At 72.1% G+C, this 23,081-nt stretch carries 19 protein-coding genes and 2 pseudogenes; 11 read left to right on the top strand and 10 right to left on the bottom strand.

Going from position 1 to position 23,081, the window contains the following annotated elements; all coding sequences use genetic code 11:
* Window positions 1-19 precede the first annotated feature (19 nt).
* Window positions 20-766 carry an FtsX-like permease family protein gene (locus tag ACFZAM_RS14250; RefSeq protein WP_391045881.1) on the top strand — a complete coding sequence of 249 codons (747 nt, stop codon included), beginning with the start codon at window positions 20-22 and terminating at the stop codon, window positions 764-766.
* A 74-nt stretch (window positions 767-840) separates the two neighbouring features.
* Here the strand turns inward: ACFZAM_RS14250 and ACFZAM_RS14245 are convergent, their stop codons facing one another.
* Together ACFZAM_RS14245 and ACFZAM_RS14240 are read right to left on the bottom strand one after the other, a co-directional pair.
* Window positions 841-984, bottom strand: a complete 144-nt coding sequence (locus tag ACFZAM_RS14245; RefSeq protein ID WP_391045879.1) for a hypothetical protein — start codon at window positions 982-984, stop codon at window positions 841-843.
* Window positions 985-1,335: 351 nt separating this feature from the next.
* The gene (locus ACFZAM_RS14240) at window positions 1,336-2,004 is read right to left on the bottom strand and encodes a TetR family transcriptional regulator (protein ID WP_391045877.1); all 669 of its coding nucleotides are present in this window, start codon (window positions 2,002-2,004) and stop codon (window positions 1,336-1,338) included.
* A 130-nt stretch (window positions 2,005-2,134) separates the two neighbouring features.
* Between ACFZAM_RS14240 and ACFZAM_RS14235 the strand changes: the two genes are divergently transcribed.
* Window positions 2,135-2,872 carry an SDR family NAD(P)-dependent oxidoreductase gene (locus tag ACFZAM_RS14235; RefSeq protein WP_391045874.1) on the top strand — a complete coding sequence of 246 codons (738 nt, stop codon included), beginning with the start codon at window positions 2,135-2,137 and terminating at the stop codon, window positions 2,870-2,872.
* A gap of 120 nt (window positions 2,873-2,992) precedes the next feature.
* Here the strand turns inward: ACFZAM_RS14235 and ACFZAM_RS14230 are convergent, their stop codons facing one another.
* Window positions 2,993-3,982 (bottom strand): Ig-like domain-containing protein, encoded by a 990-nt coding sequence (locus ACFZAM_RS14230; protein WP_391045872.1) that lies wholly within the window; start codon window positions 3,980-3,982, stop codon window positions 2,993-2,995.
* 357 nt (window positions 3,983-4,339) lie between these two features.
* Window positions 4,340-4,717: a VOC family protein gene (locus ACFZAM_RS14225; RefSeq protein ID WP_188284292.1), complete on the bottom strand. Its 378-nt coding sequence runs from the start codon at window positions 4,715-4,717 to the stop codon at window positions 4,340-4,342.
* 123 nt (window positions 4,718-4,840) lie between these two features.
* Between ACFZAM_RS14225 and ACFZAM_RS14220 the strand changes: the two genes are divergently transcribed.
* The 6 genes from ACFZAM_RS14220 (at window position 4,841) to acs (ending at window position 12,000) form a co-directional block, all read left to right on the top strand.
* Window positions 4,841-6,031, top strand: coding sequence for a sensor histidine kinase (locus ACFZAM_RS14220; RefSeq protein WP_223187657.1), 1,191 nt, complete (start codon window positions 4,841-4,843; stop codon window positions 6,029-6,031).
* Window positions 6,028-6,783 carry a response regulator gene (locus ACFZAM_RS14215; protein WP_391045869.1) on the top strand — a complete coding sequence of 252 codons (756 nt, stop codon included), beginning with the start codon at window positions 6,028-6,030 and terminating at the stop codon, window positions 6,781-6,783. The genes ACFZAM_RS14220 and ACFZAM_RS14215 overlap by 4 nt, the downstream gene beginning before the upstream one ends.
* A complete protein-coding gene (locus ACFZAM_RS14210; protein ID WP_391045867.1) occupies window positions 6,780-7,337 on the top strand; it encodes a hypothetical protein in 558 nt (185 codons plus the stop codon). Before ACFZAM_RS14215 ends, ACFZAM_RS14210 begins: the two co-directional genes overlap by 4 nt.
* Window positions 7,334-9,181, top strand: a complete 1,848-nt coding sequence (locus ACFZAM_RS14205; protein ID WP_391045865.1) for a cation acetate symporter — start codon at window positions 7,334-7,336, stop codon at window positions 9,179-9,181. The genes ACFZAM_RS14210 and ACFZAM_RS14205 overlap by 4 nt, the downstream gene beginning before the upstream one ends.
* A 183-nt stretch (window positions 9,182-9,364) precedes the next feature.
* Window positions 9,365-10,012 carry an acetate uptake transporter gene (locus ACFZAM_RS14200; RefSeq protein ID WP_188284288.1) on the top strand — a complete coding sequence of 216 codons (648 nt, stop codon included), beginning with the start codon at window positions 9,365-9,367 and terminating at the stop codon, window positions 10,010-10,012.
* Window positions 10,009-12,000, top strand: a complete 1,992-nt coding sequence (gene acs, locus ACFZAM_RS14195; RefSeq protein ID WP_355341642.1) for an acetate--CoA ligase — start codon at window positions 10,009-10,011, stop codon at window positions 11,998-12,000. The genes ACFZAM_RS14200 and acs overlap by 4 nt, the downstream gene beginning before the upstream one ends.
* A 108-nt stretch (window positions 12,001-12,108) precedes the next feature.
* On the opposite strand, the gene ACFZAM_RS14190 is transcribed toward acs, so the two are convergent.
* Entirely contained in the window at window positions 12,109-14,364 is a 2,256-nt protein-coding gene (locus ACFZAM_RS14190; RefSeq protein ID WP_391045862.1) for an alpha-L-rhamnosidase C-terminal domain-containing protein, read from the bottom strand.
* 80 nt (window positions 14,365-14,444) lie between these two features.
* The gene (locus tag ACFZAM_RS14185) at window positions 14,445-16,652 is read right to left on the bottom strand and encodes a hypothetical protein (RefSeq protein WP_391045860.1); all 2,208 of its coding nucleotides are present in this window, start codon (window positions 16,650-16,652) and stop codon (window positions 14,445-14,447) included.
* Window positions 16,653-16,929: 277 nt separating this feature from the next.
* Here ACFZAM_RS14185 and ACFZAM_RS14180 point away from each other — a divergent pair.
* Window positions 16,930-17,073, top strand: a pseudogene (locus ACFZAM_RS14180) (transcriptional regulator); the annotation flags it as partial.
* 9 nt (window positions 17,074-17,082) lie between these two features.
* Here ACFZAM_RS14180 and ACFZAM_RS14175 read toward each other — a convergent pair.
* From ACFZAM_RS14175 to ACFZAM_RS14165, 3 genes are all read right to left on the bottom strand, one after another.
* The gene (locus tag ACFZAM_RS14175) at window positions 17,083-17,985 is read right to left on the bottom strand and encodes an SAM-dependent methyltransferase (RefSeq protein ID WP_391045858.1); all 903 of its coding nucleotides are present in this window, start codon (window positions 17,983-17,985) and stop codon (window positions 17,083-17,085) included.
* Between the two features lie 62 nt (window positions 17,986-18,047).
* A complete protein-coding gene (locus ACFZAM_RS14170) occupies window positions 18,048-18,395 on the bottom strand; it encodes a VOC family protein (protein ID WP_355341654.1) in 348 nt (115 codons plus the stop codon).
* A 1-nt stretch (window position 18,396) separates the two neighbouring features.
* On the bottom strand, window positions 18,397-18,585 hold the full coding sequence (locus tag ACFZAM_RS14165; RefSeq protein ID WP_355341781.1) for a ribbon-helix-helix protein, CopG family: 189 nt from the start codon (window positions 18,583-18,585) through the stop codon (window positions 18,397-18,399).
* Between the two features lie 97 nt (window positions 18,586-18,682).
* Between ACFZAM_RS14165 and ACFZAM_RS14160 the strand changes: the two genes are divergently transcribed.
* Window positions 18,683-19,597, top strand: coding sequence for an EamA family transporter (locus tag ACFZAM_RS14160; RefSeq protein ID WP_355341784.1), 915 nt, complete (start codon window positions 18,683-18,685; stop codon window positions 19,595-19,597).
* Window positions 19,598-19,691: 94 nt separating this feature from the next.
* On the opposite strand, the gene ACFZAM_RS14155 is transcribed toward ACFZAM_RS14160, so the two are convergent.
* Window positions 19,692-20,240 carry a DUF1062 domain-containing protein gene (locus tag ACFZAM_RS14155; RefSeq protein ID WP_391045855.1) on the bottom strand — a complete coding sequence of 183 codons (549 nt, stop codon included), beginning with the start codon at window positions 20,238-20,240 and terminating at the stop codon, window positions 19,692-19,694.
* Window positions 20,241-20,725: 485 nt separating this feature from the next.
* Here ACFZAM_RS14155 and ACFZAM_RS14150 point away from each other — a divergent pair.
* Window positions 20,726-23,059, top strand: a pseudogene (locus ACFZAM_RS14150) (GH92 family glycosyl hydrolase); the annotation flags it as partial.
* Between the last annotated feature and the right edge of the window lie 22 nt (window positions 23,060-23,081).

Below are 23,081 nucleotides of genomic sequence, written 5' to 3'. Positions count from 1 at the left end.
CCGCCGTCACCGTTCGGTCGTGGTCGGTACCCAGGCGCCCCCGCCTCCGGGCGCGGTCGGGGCGCCGGGCCCGGCGCAGACCGGGCACAACGGGCAGACCGGGAAGGCCGATCCCGCCGCGGTCGCCCGGATTCTGGCCGCCCAGCCGGGCACCCGCTCCTACCTCGGCACCGGGTCGGGCGAGGCGGTCGTCGCCGACCGGTTCCTGAAGGCGGCCGGGGTCCGGGTCGGCGACACCGTCACCCTGGAGCACGACGGCCGCGGCACGCCGGTCCGTATCGTCGGCGAAGCGCTCTCCACGGGCGACTCGGGCACGCGGGTTCTGATGGACGAACGGACGCTCACCCGCGTCGGACTGGCCTTCCGACCGGACACGTTCTCCGTGCGCCTGACGGCGGGCACCGACCGCGACCGCTACCTCGCGGCCCTCGACACCGCGCTCGGCCCGCTCGGCCTCGGCGTGTTCAAAGCGCTCGGCATGGCGCCGCGGCAGACCGTCGCCATGGTGCTCACCTCGGCGGGCTCGGTCGGCGCGGTCGCGGGACTCGCGGGTGTGCCGCTCGGTATCGCCCTGCACGGCCATGTGCCGCCGATCATGGGCGAAGCGGCCGGTACGGGTATCCCGCACGCCGACCTCGCGGTCTACCACGCCCCGCAGATCGCCCTGCTCGCGGTGGCGGGCCTGGCCATCGCCGCGGGCGGGGCGCTGCTCCCGGCGAGCTGGGCGGCCAGGAAGCGGACGGCGGTGGCGCTGCGGACCGAATGACGGGGTGACCGAACGACGTGGTGACCGGGTGACCCGGTGACGGGGTGACCGGGGCGGGACGGGGGCGCCGGTCGTTACGAGGCGTCCTCGTCCTCTTCCTCGTGCGGGGCCTCCGGCGGCGCGAGGAACGGGTCGTTGACCGGCGCCGGGTTGGGCACGGTGGCCGGGCGCGGGGCGGTCTGCTCCGGATTGGAGAAGAGCGAAGGCGAAGAGTCCATGAAGATCCCCCAGTGAGTGGTGATGACGGCGGTCGCCGCTGCCTCGGTCCGCCCGCGGCGGTCGTCGCCGTCATTGGTGACGGCTCCGCCCTGGTGCGTGGGAAAACGGCAGGTCGTCCTGGGACGACGGTACGCGCCGCCTATGACGGTACGCCCTGTGGGCCGCAGGACCGAACGTGGCGTTGGCCCTGGCGGGTCGGCGGGGTCCGGAGCAGGGTCGAAGCGGGGTCGAAGCGGGCCCGGTGCGGCCCGGCTCGGGCCTGTCGTGGCGCTGCGGCGGTCCCGTCGCGGCCCGGTCGCGGCCCGGTCCCGGTCCCGGTCCCGTCGCGGCCCGGTCCCGGTCCCGCGCGGTCAGTCGTGCGGGCGTCCGGGGGAGGGCGGGCCGGGGGCGGCGGCTTCGGGCGCGCCGCGCACCAGGGCGCGGCTCGTGGCCACCGCGAGGTCCGCGGTGCCGTCGACCCCCTCCCGCGGGCTCACGCGGCTGAAGAGGCCGCCGGGGTGCAGCGTCGCGTAGCCGTGGGCGGCCGTCACGTGCTGCTCCAGGAGCGTCAGCGCGGCGGCGGGACCCTGACCGAGGGCGTCCTGGGCCAGTTCGAAGAGCAGGTCCACCAGCCGGCGGCCCGCGTCGGCGAGGTCGCGGTCCTGGAGCGCCACCAGGGGCCTGGCGAAGATCACGTCGAAACCGGCGCCGCGCGCGCCGACGTAGCGGACGTACGCCCCCGCGGTCGCCGCGAAGCGCTCGGCCGGGTCCTGGCCCGCGCCGTCGGCCGCCTGCCGGAACCGCTCGGCCAGTTCCTCGGCGGCGCGGGTCGCGACCGCGGCCAAGAGGTGGTCGCGGTCGGCGAAGTGCCGGTAGGGCGCTGCCGTGCTCACCCCGAGCCTGCGGGCGACCCGCGCGACCGAGAAGGCCGCGGGCCCCGCCTCCGCCAGCAGATCGAAGCTCGCCTCGATCAGCGCGGGGCGCAGCTCGCCGTGGTGGTAGCGGCCCCGCTGGGGGCCGCCCTGCGCGTTCCCCGACACGGGCCGCCTCCTCGCGCGCTGGACGTGATAGCCCTCTTACCGTACCGTAGTGATAGCCCTCTTACATTCCTCGTGCGCGGAACTCCCCCCGCACACTCGAACCCCTCAATCCCGCAGGGACGGAAAAGTCATGACCGAAATCAAGGACAAGGTCGTCGCGATCACAGGAGCCAGCAGCGGAATCGGCGAGGCGACCGCGCTGCTGCTCGCCGAACGCGGCGCGAAAGTGGTGCTCGGCGCCCGTGGGACGGACCGGCTCGCCGCGGTCGCCGCACGGATCGGGAAAGCGGGCGGCGAGGTCGCCCACCTGCGCACCGACGTGCGCAGCCGCGCCGACGTCGCCGGGCTCGTGGGTCTGGCGACCGAGCGCTACGGGCGGCTCGACGTGCTGGTCAGCAACGCGGGGGCGATGCCGATCTCCCCGCTCGACGAACTGCGCGTCGAGGACTGGGAGGAGATGGTCGACGTCAATCTCAAAGGCGTGCTGTACGGCATCGCCGCCGCGCTTCCGGTATTCCGCGCGCAGGGCTTCGGCCATTTCGTGAACACCGCGTCCACGGCGGCCCACCGAATTGTGCCCAGCCAGTCGGTCTATTCCGGTACGAAAATGGCCGTGCGCGCCGTCTCCGAGGGCCTGCGGCAGGAAGCGGGGGGCAAGCTGCGGGTGACGATCGTCTCGCCCGGCATGACGAGGACCGAATTCGCGGGCGGCATGCGGCGCCCCGAAGCGCGCGCCAAGCTGACCGAGATGGTGGAAGGGATCGCGATGCCGCCGGACGCCGTCGCCCGCGCCATCGCCTTCGCGATCGAGCAGCCCGCCGACATCGACGTCGGCGAGATCGTCGTCCGCCCGACCGCGCAGAGCTGACGGCGCGGGACCGGGTCGGCCGGTCCCGCGCCGCCGGTACGCGAACGCCGCACGTCGGACGGTCACGGTCAGGGGTCCGGGGTCAGCGGTCAGGAGGCAGCAGGCAGGAGGCGGCGGGTCTCAGGCGGTCGTGGTCGTCATCTGGCCGGTGCCGCTGTCCTGGAGCCACTGCGACCAGGACAGGTTGAAGTCGGCGTAGCCGTTGTTCCCCGGGGCCTTGCCGCGCGGGGAGCCGGTGATGGTGACCGGGTCGCCCTGCTTGACGTAGTTGTAGAACCACTTGGCGTCGGTGAGCGACAGGTGGACGCAGCCGTGCGAACCGAAGCTGTGCCCCGGCTGCGGGTCCCCGGTCGAGTAGTGGATGTACGTGCCCGAATTCGTCAGGTGCACGTCCCACGGCAGGGTCAGGTCGTAGTAGTCCGGATTGCTCTTGTCGCAGGTTATGTGGACGCTGCAGGACGTCATGTGGACCTTCTCCGCCTTGTCGATGACGGCCATCGTCCCGTCCCAGGAGGGCCACGTGGGGCTGCCCGCGTCGATCGGCAGGGTCTTCACGACCTGTCCGTTGTGCGTGACCTTCATCGTGTGACCCGGCACCGACACGGTCGCCTCGTTGTCGTCGCCGACGGTGAACGCGTGGTGGTAGCCGTGCACCCCGTACCGCCCGTTGCCGTTGGGCACATCGGTCAGATTCGCGTCGACCGTGACCTTCGTGCCCGGCTTCCAGTACGACTCGGGCCGGAAGTCGACCCGGGTGGTGCTGAACCAGTGCCAGGCGCCGGTGGTCGGCACGGACGTGGTGATCTTGAGGTGCTTCTCTATGTTCGCGCGGGCCGAGGCCGCCACCGGGTTGGTGAAGAGCACCGAGACCGGCATCGCGACGCCGACCGTGGTCCCGGTCTGCGGGGTGATCGTGTCGAGCAGCATCGGCGGCCCCTTCGGGGTCGGCTTCGTCGGCGAGGGCGTGGCGCTCGGCTTCGCCGACGCCGACGCCTTCCCGTCGGCAGCGGACGAGGCGGCGTCGTGCCCGCTCCCGCCGCACGCGCTCGTGCCCGCGAGCACCGCTCCGGCCACCAGCGCGATACCCAAGCTGCCCCTGAACCGACTCATGCCCGTGCTCCACTCGTATCACTGCGTCACTTACGTCCGGTACGTACGGTCGTGTCCCGGCGCGTCCGCTACGCCTGATCACCACGGTACGTCTACTACAGACCCCTACCCGATCACGGCGGTTGCAGGGCTCACGTAAAGCGACGGCCAAGCCTGCCGGATCGCCGCGTGGCGTCTGTCACACAGGGTGATGCGGTGTCACCGGGCGTGTGCCCGGCGCCCGGACGCGCGGAATCGGCGCCCGGACATGCGGAATCCGCCCGGAGACGCGGAATCCGCGCCGAGACGCGGAATCAGCGGCCGGACACGCGGAATCCGTACTCGGACCCGCGGACGCGGTGTCCGATCAGCCGGGACTCAGTGCTTGATCAGGCAGAAGGGGTGCCCCGCGGGGTCCGCGTAGACGCGCCAGCTCCGGGTCCCGGCGCCGTCGTCGAGCAGGATCGCACCCCTGGCCAGCACCTTCTCCTCGGCCTCGGCCAGATCGGGCACGCCGAAGTCGAGGTGGAACTGCTGCGGGGAGGCGGGCTCCGGCCAGCGCGGCCTGCGGTATTCGGTGACCCGCTGGAAGGCCAGCACCAGCCCGGCCGCGGTGTGCAGTGTCGCCCAGCCGTCGCTCAACGACCAGCGCGGATCGGGCCGGTCGACCGTACCGCCGAGCAACGACTTGTAGAACCTGGCGAGTTCCGCCGGATCGGAACAGTCGAGCACCACGCACTGCAATTCGGCAATCATGAACAGAGCGTAGGGGGCACGGCGGCTCCGGCGCGCGACGGCGGGGCCGAAACCGGCGGTACGGCCCCCGCACGACGGAATCTTGCGAACGGAACCTGTCTCACGCCGTCACACCTGGCGATAATGCGGGGCATGGGGTCAGTGATCACCGTGGTGTCGGTCGCTCTGGTGGTCGCGGGCGCCGCGGCGGCCCTGTTCTGGCTGGTTCGCGGGCGCAGGGGATTCGGTACGCCCGCCGACCGGGCCGCCTTCGCCACCCTGCACTCGGCGTCACTGGCCGCGCCCCCGCTGCGCAACGGCCTCGACCCCGAGTCGGCCCGCAGCGCCGCCCGCCATCTGCGGGCGCTGCTCGGCACACCCGCGCTGGCCGTCATCGGCGACGGCGAACTGCTGGCCTGGGAAGGTCCGGGCCGCAGACACGCGGCGCAGGCCGTGGAACACGCGCGGGAGGCGATGGACGCCGGGCGGCCGTGGGTGGTCCCGGCCGAGGAGATCCACTGCGGCGACGACCGGTGCCCGATCCGCAGCGCCGTCGTCGTACCGCTGGTGGTGGACGGCCTGGTCGTCGGCGCGCTGTCGGTGTACGCGCGCCAGGTGTCGGCGGGCCTGGTCAGAGCCGCGGGCGAGGTCGCGCACTGGGTCATCTCGCAGTTGGAACTCGCCGAGCTGGACCGCTCGCGCACCCGGATGATCGAAGCCGAACTGCGCGCGCTGCGGGCGCAGATCTCCCCGCACTTCGTCTACAACTCGCTGACCGCCATAGCCTCCTTCGTCCGCACCGACCCCGACCAGGCCCGTGAACTGCTCCTCGAATTCGCCGAGCTGACGCGCTACAGCCTGCGCAGGCACGGCCAGTTCTCCACCCTCGCCGAGGAGTTGCGGTCCGTCGACCGCTATCTGCGCCTGGAACGCGCCCGGTTCGGCTCCCGGCTCCGCGTCGATCTGCTCATCGCGCCCGAAGTGCTGCCGGTGGCCGTACCGTTCCTCTGCCTCCAGCCGATCGTTGAGAACGCCGTACGCCACGGACTCGGACCCAAGTCGACGCCGGGGCGCATCACCATCAGGGCCGAGGACGCGGGCGCGGAGTGCCGCATCAGTGTGGAGGACGACGGCGTGGGCATGGACCCCGAGGAGGTCAGGATGCGGCTCGCCGGGGAGGACGACGGCGACTCGCTCGGCCTGGGCAATGTCGACGAGCGGCTGCGTACGGTCTTCGGCGACGAGTACGGCCTGGTGGTGGAGACCGCCCCCGGCGCCGGGACGAAGGTCAACGTCCGGGTGCCCAAGTACCGGAACGGAGTACGCGCATCGTGAAACCGTTGCAGGTCCTGGCCGTCGACGACGAACCGCCCGCCCTGGAGGACCTGACGTATCTGCTGCGCGGCGACCGGCGGGTCGGCCGGGTGCTCAGCGCGGGCAGCAGCGACGAGGCCCTGCGGCTGCTGGAGGACGAGTCGGTCGAGGCCGTCTTCCTCGACATCCGGATGCCGGGCCTCGACGGCCTCGACCTGGTCCGGGTCCTCGGCCGCTTCGCCCGGCCGCCCGCGGTCGTCTTCGTCACCGCCTACGAGGACTTCGCCGTCGACGCCTTCGCCCTCAAGGCCTGCGACTACCTGCTCAAACCGGTCGGCAGGGAACGGCTGGCCGAGGCGGTCCGCCGCGTCGCCGCCGTCATCGAGGGCAACACATCGGGAGCCGCGCCCGCCGGCCGCTCCGACGAGCGCATCCCGGTCGACCTCGGCGGAGTCACCCGCTTCATCCGCCGCGAGGACGTCGCGTACGTCGAGGCGCAGGGGGACTACGTACGCCTGCACGCGGGCGGCCACGCGCCACTGGTCCGGATAGCGCTCGCCGTCCTGGAGGAGCGCTGGGCGCAGCACGGCTTCGTCCGCATCCACCGCGGCTACCTGGTCTCGCTCCGCCACGTGGAGGAGCTGCGCTCGGACGCCGGGCACTGGACGGTACGCGTGGCGGGCGGTGAACTCCCGGTCAGCCGACGCCACTCCAGGGAACTGCGGGACCTGCTGATGCAGTGGTCGCCCGCGCCCGGCGAGGGGCCGTCATGAGCGGTACGCAACCGCCACCGCCGCGCCGGGTCGCGGTGACCGCGCCGCGCCGCGACCGTACCGGCGGCTGGTCCGCGCGAGCCGTCGCCGAGGACCTGCACGCGCAGCCGCGCCTCGGCCAGGTCTATGTCCGCTCCCTGGTCAGGGACCAACTGCGGCTCTCGCTCGGCGTGCTGGCCGTCCTCGCGGTCGTCATCGGCGGTCTGCCCGCCGCCTTCGCGCTCGCGCCGGGGCTGCGCACCGTGGACGTCCTCGGGGTCCGGCTCGCCTGGCTGCTGCTCGGCGTCGTCGCCTACCCGCTGCTGGTGGGCGCGGCCTGGTTCCACGTACGGCACGCGGAGCGCGTCGAGCGGGACTTCACGGATCTGCTCAACGCCCCGGACACGCCGCCGGGTTCGGCCCCGGCACCCGCGGCCCCGACGGACACCGCCTTTGACCCGGCGGCGCAGGCCGCGCCCACCGCCCCTGACCCGGCACCCGCGGCCCCGACGCCCACCGCCCCTGACCCGGCGACGGGACCCGCGCCCAGCGCCCCCGGCCCGGAGGCCGGATGAATCCGGCGCTCGGCTTCACCGCCCTCGTCGTCGTCCTCGTGGCGACCGTCGTGGTCGGCTTCTACGGCCTGCGACTGTCCCGCGCCACCTCGGACTTCTACGTCGCCTCCCGCGAGATCTCACCGCTGTGGAACGCCTCGGCGATCGGCGGCGAGTATCTGTCGGCCGCCTCCTTCCTGGGCGTCGCGGGCCTGTTGATGGCCTACGGCGTCGACATGCTGGCCTACCCGGTGGGTTACACGGCCGGATATCTGGTGCTGTTGCTGCTGGTCGCGGCGCCCCTGCGCCGCTCGGGCGCGTACACGCTGCCGGACTTCGCCGAGGAACGCCTCGGGTCCACCGCCGTGCGCCGGGTGGCGAGCGTCTTCGTCGCCGTCATCGCCTGGCTCTACCTCGTACCGCAGTTGCAGGGCGCGGGCCTGACCCTCCAGACGGTGACGGGCGCGCCGCGCTGGGTCGGCGCGGTGGTCGTGGCGGTGGCCGTCGTCGGCGTCTCGGCGGCGGGCGGCATGCGCAGCGTCACCCTCGTGCAGGGCTTCCACTTCTGGCTGAAGCTCACCGCCATCGCGGTGCCCGCCGTCTTCCTCGTCCTGGCCTGGCGGTCGGCGGGCACCCCCTCGCTGACCGCGCCCGACGTGCCGCGCTTCCCGCACACCACGGTCGTACGGCTCGACAGCCAGGTCCGCTTCGACGTGGCGACACCCGTGACGGTGACGGTCAGCGGCGCCCTCGACGGTACGGCCTACGGCGCCAAGGGGGCCTCGCACGCGGAGCGACACGGCGTGCCCGTACGGCTGGTGCGCGGCGAGCACACGGCGGAAGGCGGCACCGGCCTGACCTTCCCCGAAGGCGTCCCCGTACCGCACAAGGTCGGCCTCGCACCGGCGACCGGCGCCAGGTGGGCGAGCCCGCTGTCCGGCGCGGGCGGCAGATCCCACCCGCTGTACGCCGTCTACTCGATCCTGCTGGCCACCTTCCTCGGCACGATGGGCCTGCCGCATGTCCTCGTCCGCTTCTACACCAACCCCGACGGCCGGGCCGCCCGCCGTACGACGCTGCTCGTCCTGATCCTGCTGAGCGGCTTCTACCTGCTGCCGCCGGTCTACGGGGCGCTCGGCCGGATCTTCGCGCCGCAACTGCTGCTCACCGGGCAGACCGACACCGCGGTACTGGTGCTGCCGCAGATCACACAGGCCGGTGAGGCGGGGCGGCTGCTGGCGGCGCTGGCGACCGCGGGAGCCTTCGCCGCCTTCGTGTCGACCGCGTCGGGACTCACGGTGTCGGTGGCGGGCGTGGTCTCGCAGGATCTGCTGCGCGGCTCGACCCACGGCTTCCGCTGGGCCTCGCTCGCGGCGGCCGTACCGCCGTTGGCGATGACGGTCGCGACCCCCGGCCTGCCGGTGGCCGACGCGATCGGCCTGGCCTTCGCCGTCGCCGCCTCGTCCTTCTGCCCGTTGCTGGTGCTGGGCATCTGGTGGCGCGGACTGACCGACCTGGGCGCGCTGTTCGGCCTGGTGGCCGGGGGCGGACTCGCCGCCGTCGCGGTCGTGCTGACCAGCGTGCGCGGACCCGGCGGCGGCTGGAGCGCCGCGCTGCTCGAAGAACCCGCGGCCTGGACCGTCCCCGTGGCCTTCGCCGTCATGGTCGTCGGGTCGCTGCTGACCCGCGGCCGGATCTCGCGCGCGGACGTCGACCGGGTGATGCTGCGCATGCACCTGCCCGAAGAGGTCGGCGCGCAGCCGGAACCCGGTCAGCCCGGTCGACTCGGCGTCCCCGCGCCGCGGGAGACGCCCGGCGCGCCGGGACCCGCCGGTGAGCGGTCACCGACCGTTCGCCGTATCTGACCGACCGCTCACCGTATCTGACGGACCGTCCGTCGCCCGGACCCGACCGCTGGGCGACGCCCGCTGTGGGGCTGTGGCCCCCCGACGTCGGCGTTCCTAGCGTGGGAGCGGGCCCAGCACGGCCCGCGGCGGCGTACGTACCGCGCTTCGCGCCGCCATTCCTCACCGAGGAGGGAACCGCAGATGAGCACCCCCGTCACGACCGAACGGCCGCCCGTGGACGGCATCGCCGACCCCGGACCGCTCGGCCTCGCCGCGTTCGCCGCCACCACCTTCGTCCTGAGTTCCTTCAACGCCCACCTCATCGACCAGAATCTGCTCACGGTGGTCCTGCCGCTCGCGCTGTTCTACGGCGGACTCATGCAACTGCTCGCCGGAATGTGGGAGTTCAAGAAGGGCAACACCTTCGGTGCCACCGCCTTCGGTTCCTACGGCGCCTTCTGGCTCTCCTACGCGGCCTATGTGAAGTTCGTCGTCGGCGATCTGCCCCCGGACACGGCCAACCAGGCCACCGGCCTCTACCTGCTGATCTGGGCGATCTTCACCGTCTACATGACGGTCGCGGCCCTGCGGACCAACGCCGCGCTGTTCGCGGTCTTCGTGGCCCTGTCGGCGACCTTCATCGTGCTGACCGTCGCGGAATTCGACAAGTCCGTCACCATCACCAAGGTCGGCGGCTGGATCGGGCTGGTCACCGCCGTGTTCGCCTGGTACGCCTCCTTCGCCGTCGTCACCAACAGCACCTGGAAGCGCGCCGTCGTCCCCGTGCTCCCGCTGTCAGGACTCCCCGTCGGCCGCCGCGGCGGACCGGTGGAGGAGCCCCACTCATGACCGAGGAGACCCTCTCCAACCTGCTCAGAGAAGACCGGCGCTTCCCCCCGCCGCCCGAACTGGCCGCGCGGGCCAATGTCACCGCGGCCGCGTACGAGGAAGCCGCGGCCGACGTCGAGGCGTTCTGGGCCGCCGCCGCGGCCCGGCTGGACTGGGCCGAGCCCTGGACCCGGGTACGCGACTGGAGCCGGGCGCCCTTCGCCCGCTGGTTCGTCGGCGGGAAGCTCAACGTCGCCGACAACTGCGTCGACCGGCACGTGCGCGCCGGGCTCGGCGACCGGGTCGCCTTCCACTGGGAGGGCGAGCCCGGCGACACCCGCACGCTCACCTACGCCGACCTCCAGGAACAGGTCTGCCGCGCCGCCAACGCCCTGCTCTCGCTGGGCGTGCGGGCCGGCGACCGGGTCGCGCTCTACATGCCGATGATCCCCGAGACGGTCGTGGCGATGCTGGCCTGCGCCCGTATCGGCGCACCGCACACCGTCGTCTTCGGCGGCTTCTCCGCCGACGCGCTGCGCGGCCGGATCCTCGACTGCGACGCGCGGGTGGTGATCACCGCGGACGGCGGCTACCGCAAGGGCGCCGCCTCGGCCCTGAAGCCCGCCGTGGACGAGGCCGTGGAAGGCTGCCCCGACGTCCGCAGCGTCCTGGTCGTGCGCCGTACGGGCCAGGACGTGGCGTGGACCTCGGGCCGGGACGTGTGGTGGCACGACCTGGTGGACGCGCAGTCGGCCGAGCACGAGGCCGAGGCGTTCGACAGCGAGCACCCGCTCTACATCATGTACACCTCGGGCACGACGGCCCGCCCCAAGGGCATCCTGCACACCACCGGCGGCTACCTCACCCAGGCCGCCTGGACGCACTGGGCGGTCTTCGACGTCAAGCCGGAGCGGGACGTGTACTGGACGGCCGCCGACATCGGCTGGGTCACCGGCCACTCCTACATCGTCTACGGCCCCCTCGCCAACGGCGTGACCTCGGTGCTCTACGAGGGCACGCCCGACTCCCCACACCAGGGCCGGTGGTGGGAGATCGTCGAGAAGTACAAGGTGACGATCCTGTACTGCGCGCCCACCGCGATCCGCACCTTCATGAAGTGGGGCGACACGATCCCGGGCCAGTACGACCTGACGTCGCTGCGACTGCTCGGCTCGGTCGGCGAACCGATCAACCCCGAGGCGTGGATGTGGTACCGGCGCGCCATCGGCGGCGACCGCTGCCCGGTGGTCGACACCTGGTGGCAGACCGAGACCGGCGCGCAGATGATCAGCCCGCTGCCGGGCGTCAGCGTCTGCAAACCCGGCTCGGCGCTCAGGCCGCTGCCCGGCATCTCGGCGGAGGTCGTGGACGACACGGGCCGTCCGGTGCCGAACGGCTCCGGCGGCTACCTCGTGCTGACCGAGCCGTGGCCCGGCATGCTGCGCACCATCTGGGGCGACGAGCAGCGGTACATCGACACGTACTGGTCGCGCTTCCCCGGCTGGTACTTCGCGGGCGACGGCGCGAAGAAGGACGAGGACGGCGACATCTGGCTGCTCGGCCGGGTCGACGACGTGATGAACGTGTCGGGGCACCGGATCTCCACCACCGAGGTGGAGTCCGCGCTGGTGTCCCATCCGCTGGTCGCCGAGGCGGCCGTCGTCGGCGCCACCGACGCCACGACCGGGCAGGGCATCGTCGCCTTCGTGATCCTGCGCGCCGACGGCGAGAAGGCCGCGCGGGAGGCGGGCGGCGACGACGTGGCCAGGCGGTTGCGGGCGCACGTCAGCAAGGAGATCGGGCCGATCGCCCGGCCCCGGCAGATCCTCGTCGTCGCCGAACTGCCCAAGACCCGCTCGGGCAAGATCATGCGCCGACTGCTGCGCGACATCGCCGAACACCGCGACCTCGGCGACGTGACGACGCTGACCGACTCCACGGTGATGGACACCATCCGTGAACGGCTGCCCGGCGGCTCGTCCTCCGGCGCCCCGGCGGACGAGGAGTAGCGGGGAGCGGCGTACCGCCCCGGATCCGGTCCCGGCCGGTACGCGACGACGGCCCGCGGGGCGGTCTCCCCACCGCCCGCGGGCCGTCGTCACTCAACTCCCGTGCCGCTAGCGCGCCTTGTGCGAGACCAGCGTGTGGTGCCCGGCGCCGACCGCGTCCACGTACACGTTCACCCCGTCACCGCTCACGCGCGCGCCGCCGACCGCCCGCGTGCCGTCCCAGACGGTCCGCCCGTCCAGGGTGACCCGCACCCTCGCGCCGCCGGTCGGCACCGCGAGCCTGCCGGTGGTGCCGCGCGGCGCGTCGGTGGCCAGCGTGAAGCCGCCGCCGTTCGCGCGCCAGGACGCGCTGACCGCGCCGTGCGGCGTGGGCACCTTGCCCTGCGCCCACGTGAGGTCGCCGGGCGTGGGCACGACCGCGTACGAGGCGAAGCCCGCGCCGGTCGGCCGGATGCCCAGCACCTGGTTGGTGAGGCTGACCGTCGGCCCCGAAGCCCAGCCGTGCGCGAGGCTGGTGAACTGCGAAAGGGCGGGCTGTCCCGCCAGGTCGGCCTTCTCCCAGAAGGTGCCGCCCGGGTCCTTCGAGAGCTGGTAGCCCCAGAAGGTACGGATCAGATCCAGGCCGCCGGTCTGCTGCGCGCCGCTCGCGTCGGCCAGACCCAGCCGCGCGCTCGCCTCGAAACCGCTGGGCAGCGGCTCGTAGATCGGCCCGATCGACGCGTTGGGCGTGCTCGGCGCCATCGTCAGCGCGCCGTAGGGACCCCAACTCGTCCGCCGCAGATAGTCCATCGCGCTGCTCGCCTGCCGCTGGTCGGCGACCCCGGTGAGCGCCGCCGCCGCGTTGGCGTCCTGCGGATAGGCGCCGGGGATCTCCCGCGAGAGCCGGTACGCACCGACGGCCGCGTCCCAGAGCTGGTCGTTGACCGCCTTCTTCACCACGGTCGCGCGGTCCGCGTACACCCCGGACGCGGCCTTGTCGTGCCGGGCGGTGGCCAGCTCCGCCATCTCCTGGAGATTGCGCACATACAGCGCGTTCACATACGTCTCGTGCCCGCAGTCGCTGTAGCCGTAGTGGCCGCAGGAGTTGACCGCGCCGAAGGCGATCAGCCCCTGCGGGTCCTGGGCGCGCACCGACTCCAGCCACGCGGTGGCCTTCGTCAGCGCGGGCCACCACCTGTCGAGATAGCCGCGGTCACCGGTGTAGAGCCAGTGCTGGTACTGGTTGTAGACGAACCACGTCACGTACTCGCCGTACGTGCGGATCTCGTCCTGATTGTGCGGCCCCACCAGGCTCTCGCCGGGCATGTACCCGTCCGGCAACTGCTGCGCGGCCAGCGAGGACAGCGAATTGTCCACCGCGTCCGTGTCGTTGGTGCTCAGATACGTGACCGGGACCTGCACCGCCAGGTCGCCCTGCCACACGATGCGGTCCCGCTTGGCGCCGTCGAAGATGACCTCCTTGGCGGGATCGGCGTTCGGCACCTGACTGTCCGCGTGATCGCCCTCGCCCGTCGCGTACGGCCAGCTCTTGGCCGTGTCCGACATCCAGGTGTCGAGCTGCACGGTGTACGCGCCCGCGTACCAGATCTTGTTCAACTCGTCGTCGCTGGACAGGAACCAGCCCTGGTACGCGGCGGGCGACTTCTGCCGCGGCGCCGCGTCGAACTTCACGGACACCGCGCCGAGGTCCACCCAGCCGGGCCCGTCGAGGAACAGCGTCGCGTAGCGGAAACCGCCGCGCAGCTGAGTGTCCGTCAAGGTCGCGGGCAGCTTCGCCGTGTCCAGGGTGATGGTGTGGCTGTCGGCGTCGTAGGTGTACGGCTGGCCGGGATAGCCGTTCCAGATGTTCGCGGTGTCGCAGCCCGGCGCCTGGGCCGCCTCACCGTTGTTGTCGCCCGGAGCGGTGGCCGCGTACTGCACCGACTCGCTGAAGCACACGTGCAGTCGAGGCGGTGTCCTGGACGCGCCCGCCACCTTGACGCTGATCCGGCCGCCGACGTCCCTGCCGAAGTCCAGTGCCAGCAGCGGGGATTGGGTGCGGTCGCCGGTGCTGACCAGCCGAACGGCCCTGCGACCGTTGCCCAGCACCGCCTTCGGGTCGCCCTGGATCGCGCCGCCTCTCGCGGTCGCCGACAGCACGCGGACCGGGGTGACCGTGTGCCCGGCCGGCGCCAGGACGTACGGGCGCCAGTCGCCGGGGCGCGGGGTGTAGCCGTCCTGCGTCCAGGGGTCGTGCGCCTTCGCCGCCGCGGTCGTCGTCGGCGCGTCGGCGCCGATAGCCGAGCCGGGCAGCAGGCCCAGCATGACGGTCCCGGCCGCGACGGCAGCGGCAGCCGCGCGGCTCCTGCGGACATGAATGGGCATACGTCGTTCCCTCTCTGTGTCCCTCTGCGGAAGCGGGTGCGTTCCCGCGCGATCCCTGTGGGGCGCGGGCGGGCGGCCGGTCAGCGGCGGCGCACGGTCACCTTGCGGGTGCCCGCCGCCACGCCCGCGATCCGCACATAGCCGCCGGAGAAGGTCACCCCGGTGCGCCGCGCCGACCCCTGCCAGACCGTGCGGCCGTCGAGGCGTACGACGCAGGTGCGCGCGTCGGTCACCGGGACCGCGATCTCGTCCACGGCGCCGCCCGGCGCGTTCACCGTCAGGTCGAACTCACCGCCGCCGCGCTGCTGCCACGACGCGCCGATCACACCCTTCGCGGTGGTCAACTGGCCCTGTGCGAAACGCTGTTCGCCGGGGTGCGGCTCCACGCGGTGCCCCGCGCCCGCGTCGCCGGTGGGGGAGATGCCCAGGAAGCGGTAGGTCAGCGCCGAGGTCGGGCCCGTCGACCAGCCGTGCGCGGCGCTCATGTACGAACCGGAGTAGTCCGACGTGCCGTCGGTGCGGTAGCCCTCCCAGAACGTACTGGCCGTCCCCGTGGGGCTGTCGAGCATGAAGCCCCACTCGCGGCGGATCAGGTCGAGCGCGGTCGCGTCCTGCCCCGCGGCGAAGTGCGCGTGCACCTCCATGCCGCCGGGGAACGGGTGCACGGAGGAACCGCTCTTCTCCGGCGACAGCGCGCCGACCGCCGTCCAGCGCCAGGCCAGCGAGGCGCTGATGGTCCGCGCGCGGTCCGCGGAGTCCACCAGGCCGAACCACACGGCCAGCGCGTTGCCGTCCTGCGGATACAGCGAGGCGCCGCCGCCGGTCGGCTTGTCGCGGTACAGGCCCACGGCCTCGTCCCAGTAACCGCCGCTCTCCACCGCCGACTTGAGCGCGGCGGCCTTCGCCTTCCACGCGCCCGCCGAGGCCGGGTCGCCGAGCGTCGTGGCGAGCGCGCTCGCGGTCACCAGCGCCCGGTACATGATGGCGTTGGCTTCGAGGTTCTTGCCGTCAGCGTCCGAACGCGCCCAGTCCGCCGCGCTGGTGACGTTCAGCAGCCCGTCACCGTCGATCTTCGCGACGATGTACGTCACGGCCTTCTTGTACGCGTCGTACGCCGTACGCGCCCACGCGGTGTCGCCGCTGAGCTGGACGTAACTCGCCGTGCCGATGAGCGTCCACAGGTGGTAGGCGTCGGAGTTGCCGATGAAGTTCACGGCCGGCCCCGCGTACGGGAGCGCGCCGCCGGCGTCCTGGTGGTTGTAGAGCGTCTGGAGCGAGTCGCGCACGGTCACCAGGTCGCCCAGCGACACATAGTCGGTCAGGACGGAGATGCCGAGGTCGCCCGGCCACACCGTGCGGTCGCGCTTGGCGCCGTCGACCAGCACCGTGCCGCCCGCCTCGCCGACCTTCGCGCTGTTGTCCCAGCCGAGGTCCGGCGGGCCCCAGACCCGGCCCTGGTCGGCGGCGATGATGTTGGTCTGCACGGTGTAGGCGCCCGCGTACCAGACCCGGTTGAGCATGTCGTCGTCGCAGTAGAAGTAGTTGGGGTACGCCGACAGGTCGGCGGCGTTCGGCGCGAAGGTGATCCGTACCGAGACATCGGTCAGGTCCACGGAGCCCGAGGTCTCGTTGACCACCGTCAAGTAGCGGAAGCCGCCGCGCAGTTGGGACACCGGGTGCGCGGTCGCGGCGGGACCCGCGCCCGCGACCGGGGTGTCCTTGTCGGTGCTGATCCGCCCGCCGGGCGTCACCGCGTAGCGCACGGCGGGCTCGTTGTTGCTGCCGCCGTTGGACCCGTCGCTGGACGACGTGCTGACGAAGTTGGACAGCTCGGAGTACGTCAGCCCGACCGTCTGATTCGTTTCACCGCCCGGCCCGAAGCTGAGAGTGACGAATCCGCCGACCTCCTTGCCGAAGTCGAAGGTCACGGAGGAGCCCTTGCCGGTGATCCGGGTGACGGCCTTGGCGCCGCGCCCCTTGGTCACCAGCGCCTCGGGCCGCCGCACGACACCGGTGAGCGTGTAGACGGCGACCGGGCGCACCGTACGGCTGGCGGGGGAGAGGTTGAAGGCGTCCCACTTGCCCGAGGGCGCCTTGCCGCCGGGCCGCGAGGCGGGGACCGAGGCGCCCGCGGGCACCGCCGACGCGCCCTGCGGCGCGGCTCCCGCGGCCGGTTCCGCGGCGACGGCCCGGCCCCCGCCCGCCTCCGTCGCCGCGACGAACGCGGCGGCCAGCCCCGTCGTGACGAGTACGCGCCGTGTCGGTCCCTGCACTTCACTGTGCGGCATGTCTCTCCCGGATGAATCGTTTCAAGATCGCGGACGCGGAAACCCTCACTGATCTTCCTGGGCCGCCGAGCACACTACGTCGGTGTTTCGCGACCCGTCCATACCCGTGCGGGGAGTTGTTGCCCCGGCTGATCGCGGCGGATCCGGGCCGCGGAGCGGTCATGGGGGCTGTGACCAGGGAGGCGGTGGGGGCGGGGGAGGCGTCCCGCCCGGGGGAGAAGCGCGCCCTCTCAGCGGATCAGGCGGATCGAGTGCCGTGGCTCGTCCAGCCGGACCCTGGCACGCGGAGCTGTGGATCGACGACGCGGTGAGCGTAGAGACGTACCCGCGCACCTGGCGCATCCTGCGGGAATCCGCCGTGTACGGCGCCGACGCCCTTCGCGTCATCGGCGCGGCCCGGCGGGACCTGCGGGGGATCTGAGGGAGCCGGTCAGACCGTCGCGACCAGCAGCTCCTCGCCGTTGGAGGTGCGCAGGCCGTCCGGGCGGCCGGCGAAGTACCGCTCGTTGAGGGCGGCGGCCGAGACGTGGCGGGCGTCGGTGAACCCGGCGGCGCGGGCCAGGGCCAGGATCTCGGCGGGGGCGTAGAAGCTGATGAACGGGGTGCCGGAGCCGCGGGCGCCGTTCTCCGCGGCCTGGCGGACGGCGCGCTCGTCGGGTTCCATCAGGTCCAGCGGCGGCATGAACGTCATGACGACGGTGGAGCCGGGCGCGAGCGAGGCGAGGGTACGCAGGGTGGCGGCGTTGGCCTCCTTCGTGAGGTACATGCTGACCCCGGCGGAGGCCACCACCGCGGGCCGTCCGGCGTCGAATCCGGCCGTCCTCAGTCGATCCCACCAGGAACCGGCCGTCTCGAAGTCGACCGGCACCAGGCGCAGCCCGTCGCCGACGCCGTAGCCGAGTTCGGTCAGCCGCCGCCGCTTCCACTCCTGCGGCTCCGGCCGGTCGACCTCGAAGATCCGCAGCCGGTCGGCGAGATCCGGCCTGCGCTGCGCGAAGGTGTCGAGCCCCGCGCCCAGCAGCACGTACTGCCCGACGCCCTCGTCCAGCCGCTCGACGACCAGGTCCTCCACGAAGCGCGCGCGGGCCACGACACCCGCCCGGAAACGGCTGGTGCCCTCCGGGTGCATGTCCCCGCGCTCCCGCCAGCCCGCCTCGGGGTCGGCCAGCCGCAATCCGATCTCGTCCGCCAGCACATGCGGCGGTGGGTCGTGCAGTACATGGACCGCCCGCCACAGCGCGACCCGTACGGCGGTGCTGTCGGGCTCGGCCGCCGCGCCGTCGGCCTCCGGGACGGCGCGGCCCGCCGTCGATCGCTCGTGCCGCTCGCTCATGTCGCGCTCCCTGTCGGTGCTGCCTGTCGCCTGGTGTGGTGCACGGCCCGCCGTGCGGACGGTCAGCTCTTCGCCGGGGCCTGGAGGCTCCACAGCCGGCCGTCCGGGTCCCGTACGGTCATCTCCCGCGTCCCGAAGTGGGTCTCCTCGAACGGCGTGACGACCTCGACGCCCGGCGCGGCCTCGAAGGCGTCCGCGTCGGCCACGGTCAGCACCATCCGCGGCGCCCGCGGCTCCTGGCTCTCCGGGATCTCGGCGATGAAGAGATACGGTCCTTCGCCGTTGCGCAATTGCCCCGAATTGTGATCGGTCGAGAACTCCAGCTCGTAGCCGAGCCCTTGGAAGAACTTGGCCGCCTTGCCCCAATTGTGCGTTTCCAGGAACACGGCCTCGATGCCCCGCGTCGTCATCTCAACTCTCCTTGTCACTCGCTCGCCGCCGCTGGTCGCGGGGCTCCGCCGCCTCGTCGAGATACGCGCGCAGCGCCTCGGCGACCAGCGCCGACAGCGACTTCTCCGACTCGATGGCGTGGTGCTTGACCTGCTTGATCAGCCCTATCGGCAGATACACGTTGAACTGCTTGACGTCGTCGTCGCCCACATCGCCCATGCTAGCAATCTAGTTCCCTAGGTCAAGCTTCCGGGAAAAACCACGCGACGCGCGGCGCCCGATCGTCGATACTCCGCGCGTGGCCACCATGAACATCGGCAGGACCGAACGCGCCCCGTACCTCCGCTTCTCGCCGGCCGCGCGGGCCCGACGCGGCTTCGGCGCGATCCCGCCGACGGCGCTGGTGCTGCTCGGCACCCTCAGCGTCCAACTGGGCTCTGCGGTGGCCACGCACCTGTTCAGCGCGGTGGGCAGCCTCGGTACGGTCGCGCTGCGGCTGTTCTTCGCCGCGGTCGTGCTGACGGCGCTGTGGCGGCCGTCGCTGCGGATGGACCGCCGGGCGTGGGCCGTGGTGATCGGCTACGGCGTCACGATCGGCGTGATGAACCTCTGCTTCTACCAGGCGCTGACCCGGCTCCCGCTCGGGATCGCGGTGACCACCGAATTCCTCGGACCGCTGACGGTGGCCCTGGCCGGGTCTCGGCGGTGGCTGGACGCCTTCTGGGCGCTGCTCGCGGCGGCCGGTGTGCTCCTGCTGGTCGGAGGACGCGGCGACATCGACCTCGTCGGTTTCCTGTTCGCGCTCGCCGCCGCCGCGTGCTGGGCCGCGTACATCCCGGTCGGCGCGGCGCTGGGCCGGCACACCGCCCACGGCAACGGTCTCGCGCTGGGCATGGTCGTCGCGGCCCTCGTGGCCGTCCCGTTCGGTGTGGCCGGCGGCAGTACGGCGCTGGTCCACCCGTGGGTGCTGGCCGCCGGATTCGGCGTCGCGCTGCTGTCGTCGGTGGTCCCGTTCTCGCTGGAACTGGAGGCGCTGCGCAGGATCCCGCCGCGGGTCTTCGGCATCCTCATGAGCCTCGAACCGGCGATGGCCGCCCTCATCGGCCTGATCGTGCTCCAGGAGGCGCTGCGCTGGACGCAGTGGATCGCGGTGCTGTGCGTGGTGGCGGCCTCGGCGGGCGCCGCGCGCGGTGCCCGCCTCGACGTCACGGACGCCCCGTAGGGCCTGCCCGGCGGACCCGTAGGCTTGTCCGGCGGCCCCTGGCGCCCCGTAAGGCCTGCCCGGCGGACCGCACCGAACAGGCCCCCGGCAGGGTTCAGAGCTTGAGCAGGAAGGTGAAGTCGCCACCCGCCTTTCCGCTCAGGCGGTGCGCCGAGACGATCTTCCCCTCGTCGATCAGCCGCTTGACCTCGGCGCGTGAGACGCCGAGCCCGTCGGCGATCAGCCGGACGGGCCGGAGCGGGATGTGCGCCGCGAAGCGCACGGACACCTCCAGGGCCTCGTCGTCCGCGTGACCGGGGCCGGTGATGTCGAGGCGCCAGGCGTCGGTCCAGTCGAGGGCGACGCCGTTGCGGTGCCGGACGGCCGGGTGCCGGAGCAGTTCGGCCGTCAGTCCGGGGTCGTTGGTGTGGAGCCTGTCCAGCAGGTCGGGGCGCAGGGAGCGCACGTTGACCCGCTCGAAGACCGTGAGCTTCGCGGTCTCCCCGCATCCTGCGCACAGGACGAGGAGCCAGACGTCGAGGGACTTGTGGTGCGCGTTGACCCGGAATCTGCCGCTCGCCCGGAAGCGATCGGACGGGCACGAGTGGCAACGGCGCACGACAAGAGGCGGGCAGGTGGGAGCGACCACCCAGGTTTGTGACACGAATGAACACCTGTTCGGTGAGAAAAACCGCAGCGAAAAGGGGCACGGCGCCCGGGGGCGACGTGCGACAGATCAGCGCCAGGGGTGTCTCAACAGGTGTACAACGGGGTTCCTTTGCCACGGCGACAGGTGCGGCAGCACGATAACCGTGCGTGGCGGCACGGTTCCACGGGTTTTCGCGGCCCGGCTCCCGAGGCATCCAGCCACACCGCGAATTCGCCCAACTCGGTACAAAATGCCCGCAAGGCGACCGCGTCCTCTGCCGAGTCGGTGCCGATTCAAGGGATTTGACGGACAAATACCCGCCATTGTGGGGGTATGCACCCCGTCCTTTGATCATCCTGCGCTGCGCCATTGACGCCAGGGGCTCTTCGGGCAAAGATTCCTGACGTCTCATTGGCATGTCCCCGTGCCTCCCACCACCTGTATCCCAGGTGTGCTCTGACAACGTTGTCAAACGAGTAGAGGACAAAATGACTCCACGGATGCCGCGTCTGCGCTCCGCGGCGCTGGCCGCGCTCACCGCGCTGCTCGCCGCCGGAGCGGCGACGCTGCCCGCGCAGACCGCGTCGGCCGACGGCGGTTCCGCCGCCGCCGGCGGCGATCTCACGCACCTGGTCAACCCTTTCATCGGCTCGCAGGACGACGGGAACACCTACCCCGGCGCCGCCGTGCCGTTCGGAATGGTGCAGCTCTCGCCCGACACCGGCCACAACACGGGTTACGACTACAACCAGGACCACATCCGCGGCTTCAGCTCCGTGCACCTGTCAGGCGTGGGCTGCGGGCTCGGCGGCGACCTGCCCGTACTGCCGACGACCGGTGCGATCACCGCCACCGACGACGCCGCCTACGCCGCGAAGTTCAGCCACGCCGACGAGACCGCTTCCCCCGGCTACTACAAGGTCGAGCTCGACACCGGCATCACCGCCGAACTGAGCGCCACCACCCGCACCGGCTGGCAGCGCTACACCTTCCCGGCGACCGACCAGGCCAACGTGCTGCTCAACAGCGGCCAGGCGCTGCACAAGGTGACCAGCAGCACGGTGACCGTGCTCGACGACCGTACGGTGCTGACCGCCATCACCGGCCGCGGCTTCTGCCAGGACACCCAGCCGTACACGGTGTACACCGAGACCCGCTTCGACCGGCCCTTCCAGTCGTACGGGACGTGGAGCGGCAAGACCGTGACGGCGGGCAGCCGTACCTCGACCTCCACCGGGCTCGGCGGCGCCTACGCGCGCTTCGACACCACGAAGGACCAGCAGGTCACCGCGGTCACCTCGCTGTCGTGGGTGAGCCAGGACGGCGCCGCGAAGAACCTCGCGGCCGAGGGGCGCGGCACCTTCGACACGACGGCCGCCGCCGCGCGGCAGTCCTGGCAGGACCGGCTCGGCCGGATCCGGGTGCGGGGCGGCAGCCAGGAGCAGCAGCGGACCTTCTACTCCTCGCTCTACCGCTCCTTCCTCGCGCCGAACGTCGGCAGCGACGTCGACGGCCGCTACACCGGCTGGGACGACAAGGTGCACCCGGCGGGCGGCATCACGTACTACCAGAACTGGTCTCTGTGGGACACCTACCGCACCCAGCAGCAACTGCTGTCGCTGCTCGCGCCGAGCGAGTCCCGCGACATGGCGCTGTCGCTGCTGCGCGTCGCGGACGAGGGCGGACAGCTCCCGCGCTGGGGGTACGCCACCGCCGAGACGAACATCATGACCGGCGACCCGGTGACCCCGTTCCTGGTGGACGCCTACCGGCAGGGCCTGCTCAAGGGCCATGAGGAGGAGGCGTACCGGGCGCTGAAGAAGCACGCGGACACCGTGCCGCCCGCCTCTTCGCCGTCCGCGGGCCGGCAGGCCGACGTCGAGTACCTGGCGAACGGCTATGTGCCGTACGACCCGGCGCGGCCCGGCAAGCCCGGTGACAACGACTTCCAGCACGGCCCGTCCGCGACGCTCGAATACGCGCTCGCCGACGCCGCCCTGGGCGGGATGGCGCGGTCGCTCGGCCACACCGCGGACGCCCGGCGCTATCTGACGCGAGGTCAGAACTACCGGAACATTCTCGACCCGAGCACCGGCTTCTTCCGGGCCAGGAACACCGACGGCGCCTTCGTCGGCCCGGCGGACCCCGCCTCCAGCGTCGGCTTCCACGAGGGCACGTCCTGGCAGTACATGTGGCTCGTCCCGCAGGACGTGCCGGGGATAGTGGATCTGATCGGCGGCAACGCGACCGCCAACGCCCGGCTCGACTCCTTCTTCGCCTACGACCAGTTGGTGAAGGACCCGGCGGGCACCGCGCGCGATGTCTGGGTCAACGGCCCGTACTCGTACTACAACCAGGACAAGTACAACCCGCAGAACGAGCCCGACCTCAGCTCCCCGTACACGTATCTGTCCACCGGGCAGCCGTGGAAGACCACCGACGTGGTGCACGCCGGGCTGACCCTCTTCACGGACGCGCCGAACGGCGTCACCGGCAACGACGACCTCGGCACCATGTCGTCGTGGCAGGTGCTCTCGGCGATCGGCATTTACCCGATGACGCCGGGCACCGACCTGTGGGGGCTGTCCACGCCGGTCTTCGACCGGGTCGACCTGGCCCTCGACCGGCACTACTACCCGAGCGGCAGGATGACGATCACCGCGCCGGGCAGCACCGACACCAACCGGTACATCCAGTCCGCGCGGCTCGGCGGCAAGAGCCTGCGGACCACGTACATCAGCACCCGGGACATCAAGGCGGGCAAGGACCTCTCGCTCACCGTCGGCGCCAAGCCGTCGAGCTGGGGCACCGGCAAGAACGACGGGCCGCCCGCGCCCGCCCACGTGGCGGCGCCCG

The sequence above is a fragment of the Streptomyces sp. NPDC008079 genome, from assembly GCF_042957385.1.
Lineage (GTDB): Bacteria > Actinomycetota > Actinomycetes > Streptomycetales > Streptomycetaceae > Actinacidiphila.
This window is presented reverse-complemented; position numbering and strand designations above follow the sequence as displayed.

Bases quoted from the DNA above. Each gene is read 5' to 3' on its own strand.
- ACFZAM_RS14245 (WP_391045879.1), bottom strand. From the start codon at position 984: ATGGACTCTTCGCCTTCGCTCTTCTCCAATCCGGAGCAGACCGCCCCG.
- ACFZAM_RS14235 (WP_391045874.1), top strand. From the start codon at position 2,135: ATGACCGAAATCAAGGACAAGGTCGTCGCGATCACAGGAGCCAGCAGC.
- ACFZAM_RS14230 (WP_391045872.1), bottom strand. From the start codon at position 3,982: ATGAGTCGGTTCAGGGGCAGCTTGGGTATCGCGCTGGTGGCCGGAGCG.
- ACFZAM_RS14225 (WP_188284292.1), bottom strand. From the start codon at position 4,717: ATGATTGCCGAATTGCAGTGCGTGGTGCTCGACTGTTCCGATCCGGCG.
- ACFZAM_RS14220 (WP_223187657.1), top strand. From the start codon at position 4,841: ATGCGGGGCATGGGGTCAGTGATCACCGTGGTGTCGGTCGCTCTGGTG.
- ACFZAM_RS14210 (WP_391045867.1), top strand. From the start codon at position 6,780: ATGAGCGGTACGCAACCGCCACCGCCGCGCCGGGTCGCGGTGACCGCG.
- ACFZAM_RS14205 (WP_391045865.1), top strand. From the start codon at position 7,334: ATGAATCCGGCGCTCGGCTTCACCGCCCTCGTCGTCGTCCTCGTGGCG.
- ACFZAM_RS14200 (WP_188284288.1), top strand. From the start codon at position 9,365: ATGAGCACCCCCGTCACGACCGAACGGCCGCCCGTGGACGGCATCGCC.
- acs (WP_355341642.1), top strand. From the start codon at position 10,009: ATGACCGAGGAGACCCTCTCCAACCTGCTCAGAGAAGACCGGCGCTTC.
- ACFZAM_RS14190 (WP_391045862.1), bottom strand. From the start codon at position 14,364: ATGCCCATTCATGTCCGCAGGAGCCGCGCGGCTGCCGCTGCCGTCGCG.
- ACFZAM_RS14185 (WP_391045860.1), bottom strand. From the start codon at position 16,652: ATGCCGCACAGTGAAGTGCAGGGACCGACACGGCGCGTACTCGTCACG.
- ACFZAM_RS14175 (WP_391045858.1), bottom strand. From the start codon at position 17,985: ATGAGCGAGCGGCACGAGCGATCGACGGCGGGCCGCGCCGTCCCGGAG.
- ACFZAM_RS14170 (WP_355341654.1), bottom strand. From the start codon at position 18,395: ATGACGACGCGGGGCATCGAGGCCGTGTTCCTGGAAACGCACAATTGG.
- ACFZAM_RS14160 (WP_355341784.1), top strand. From the start codon at position 18,683: ATGAACATCGGCAGGACCGAACGCGCCCCGTACCTCCGCTTCTCGCCG.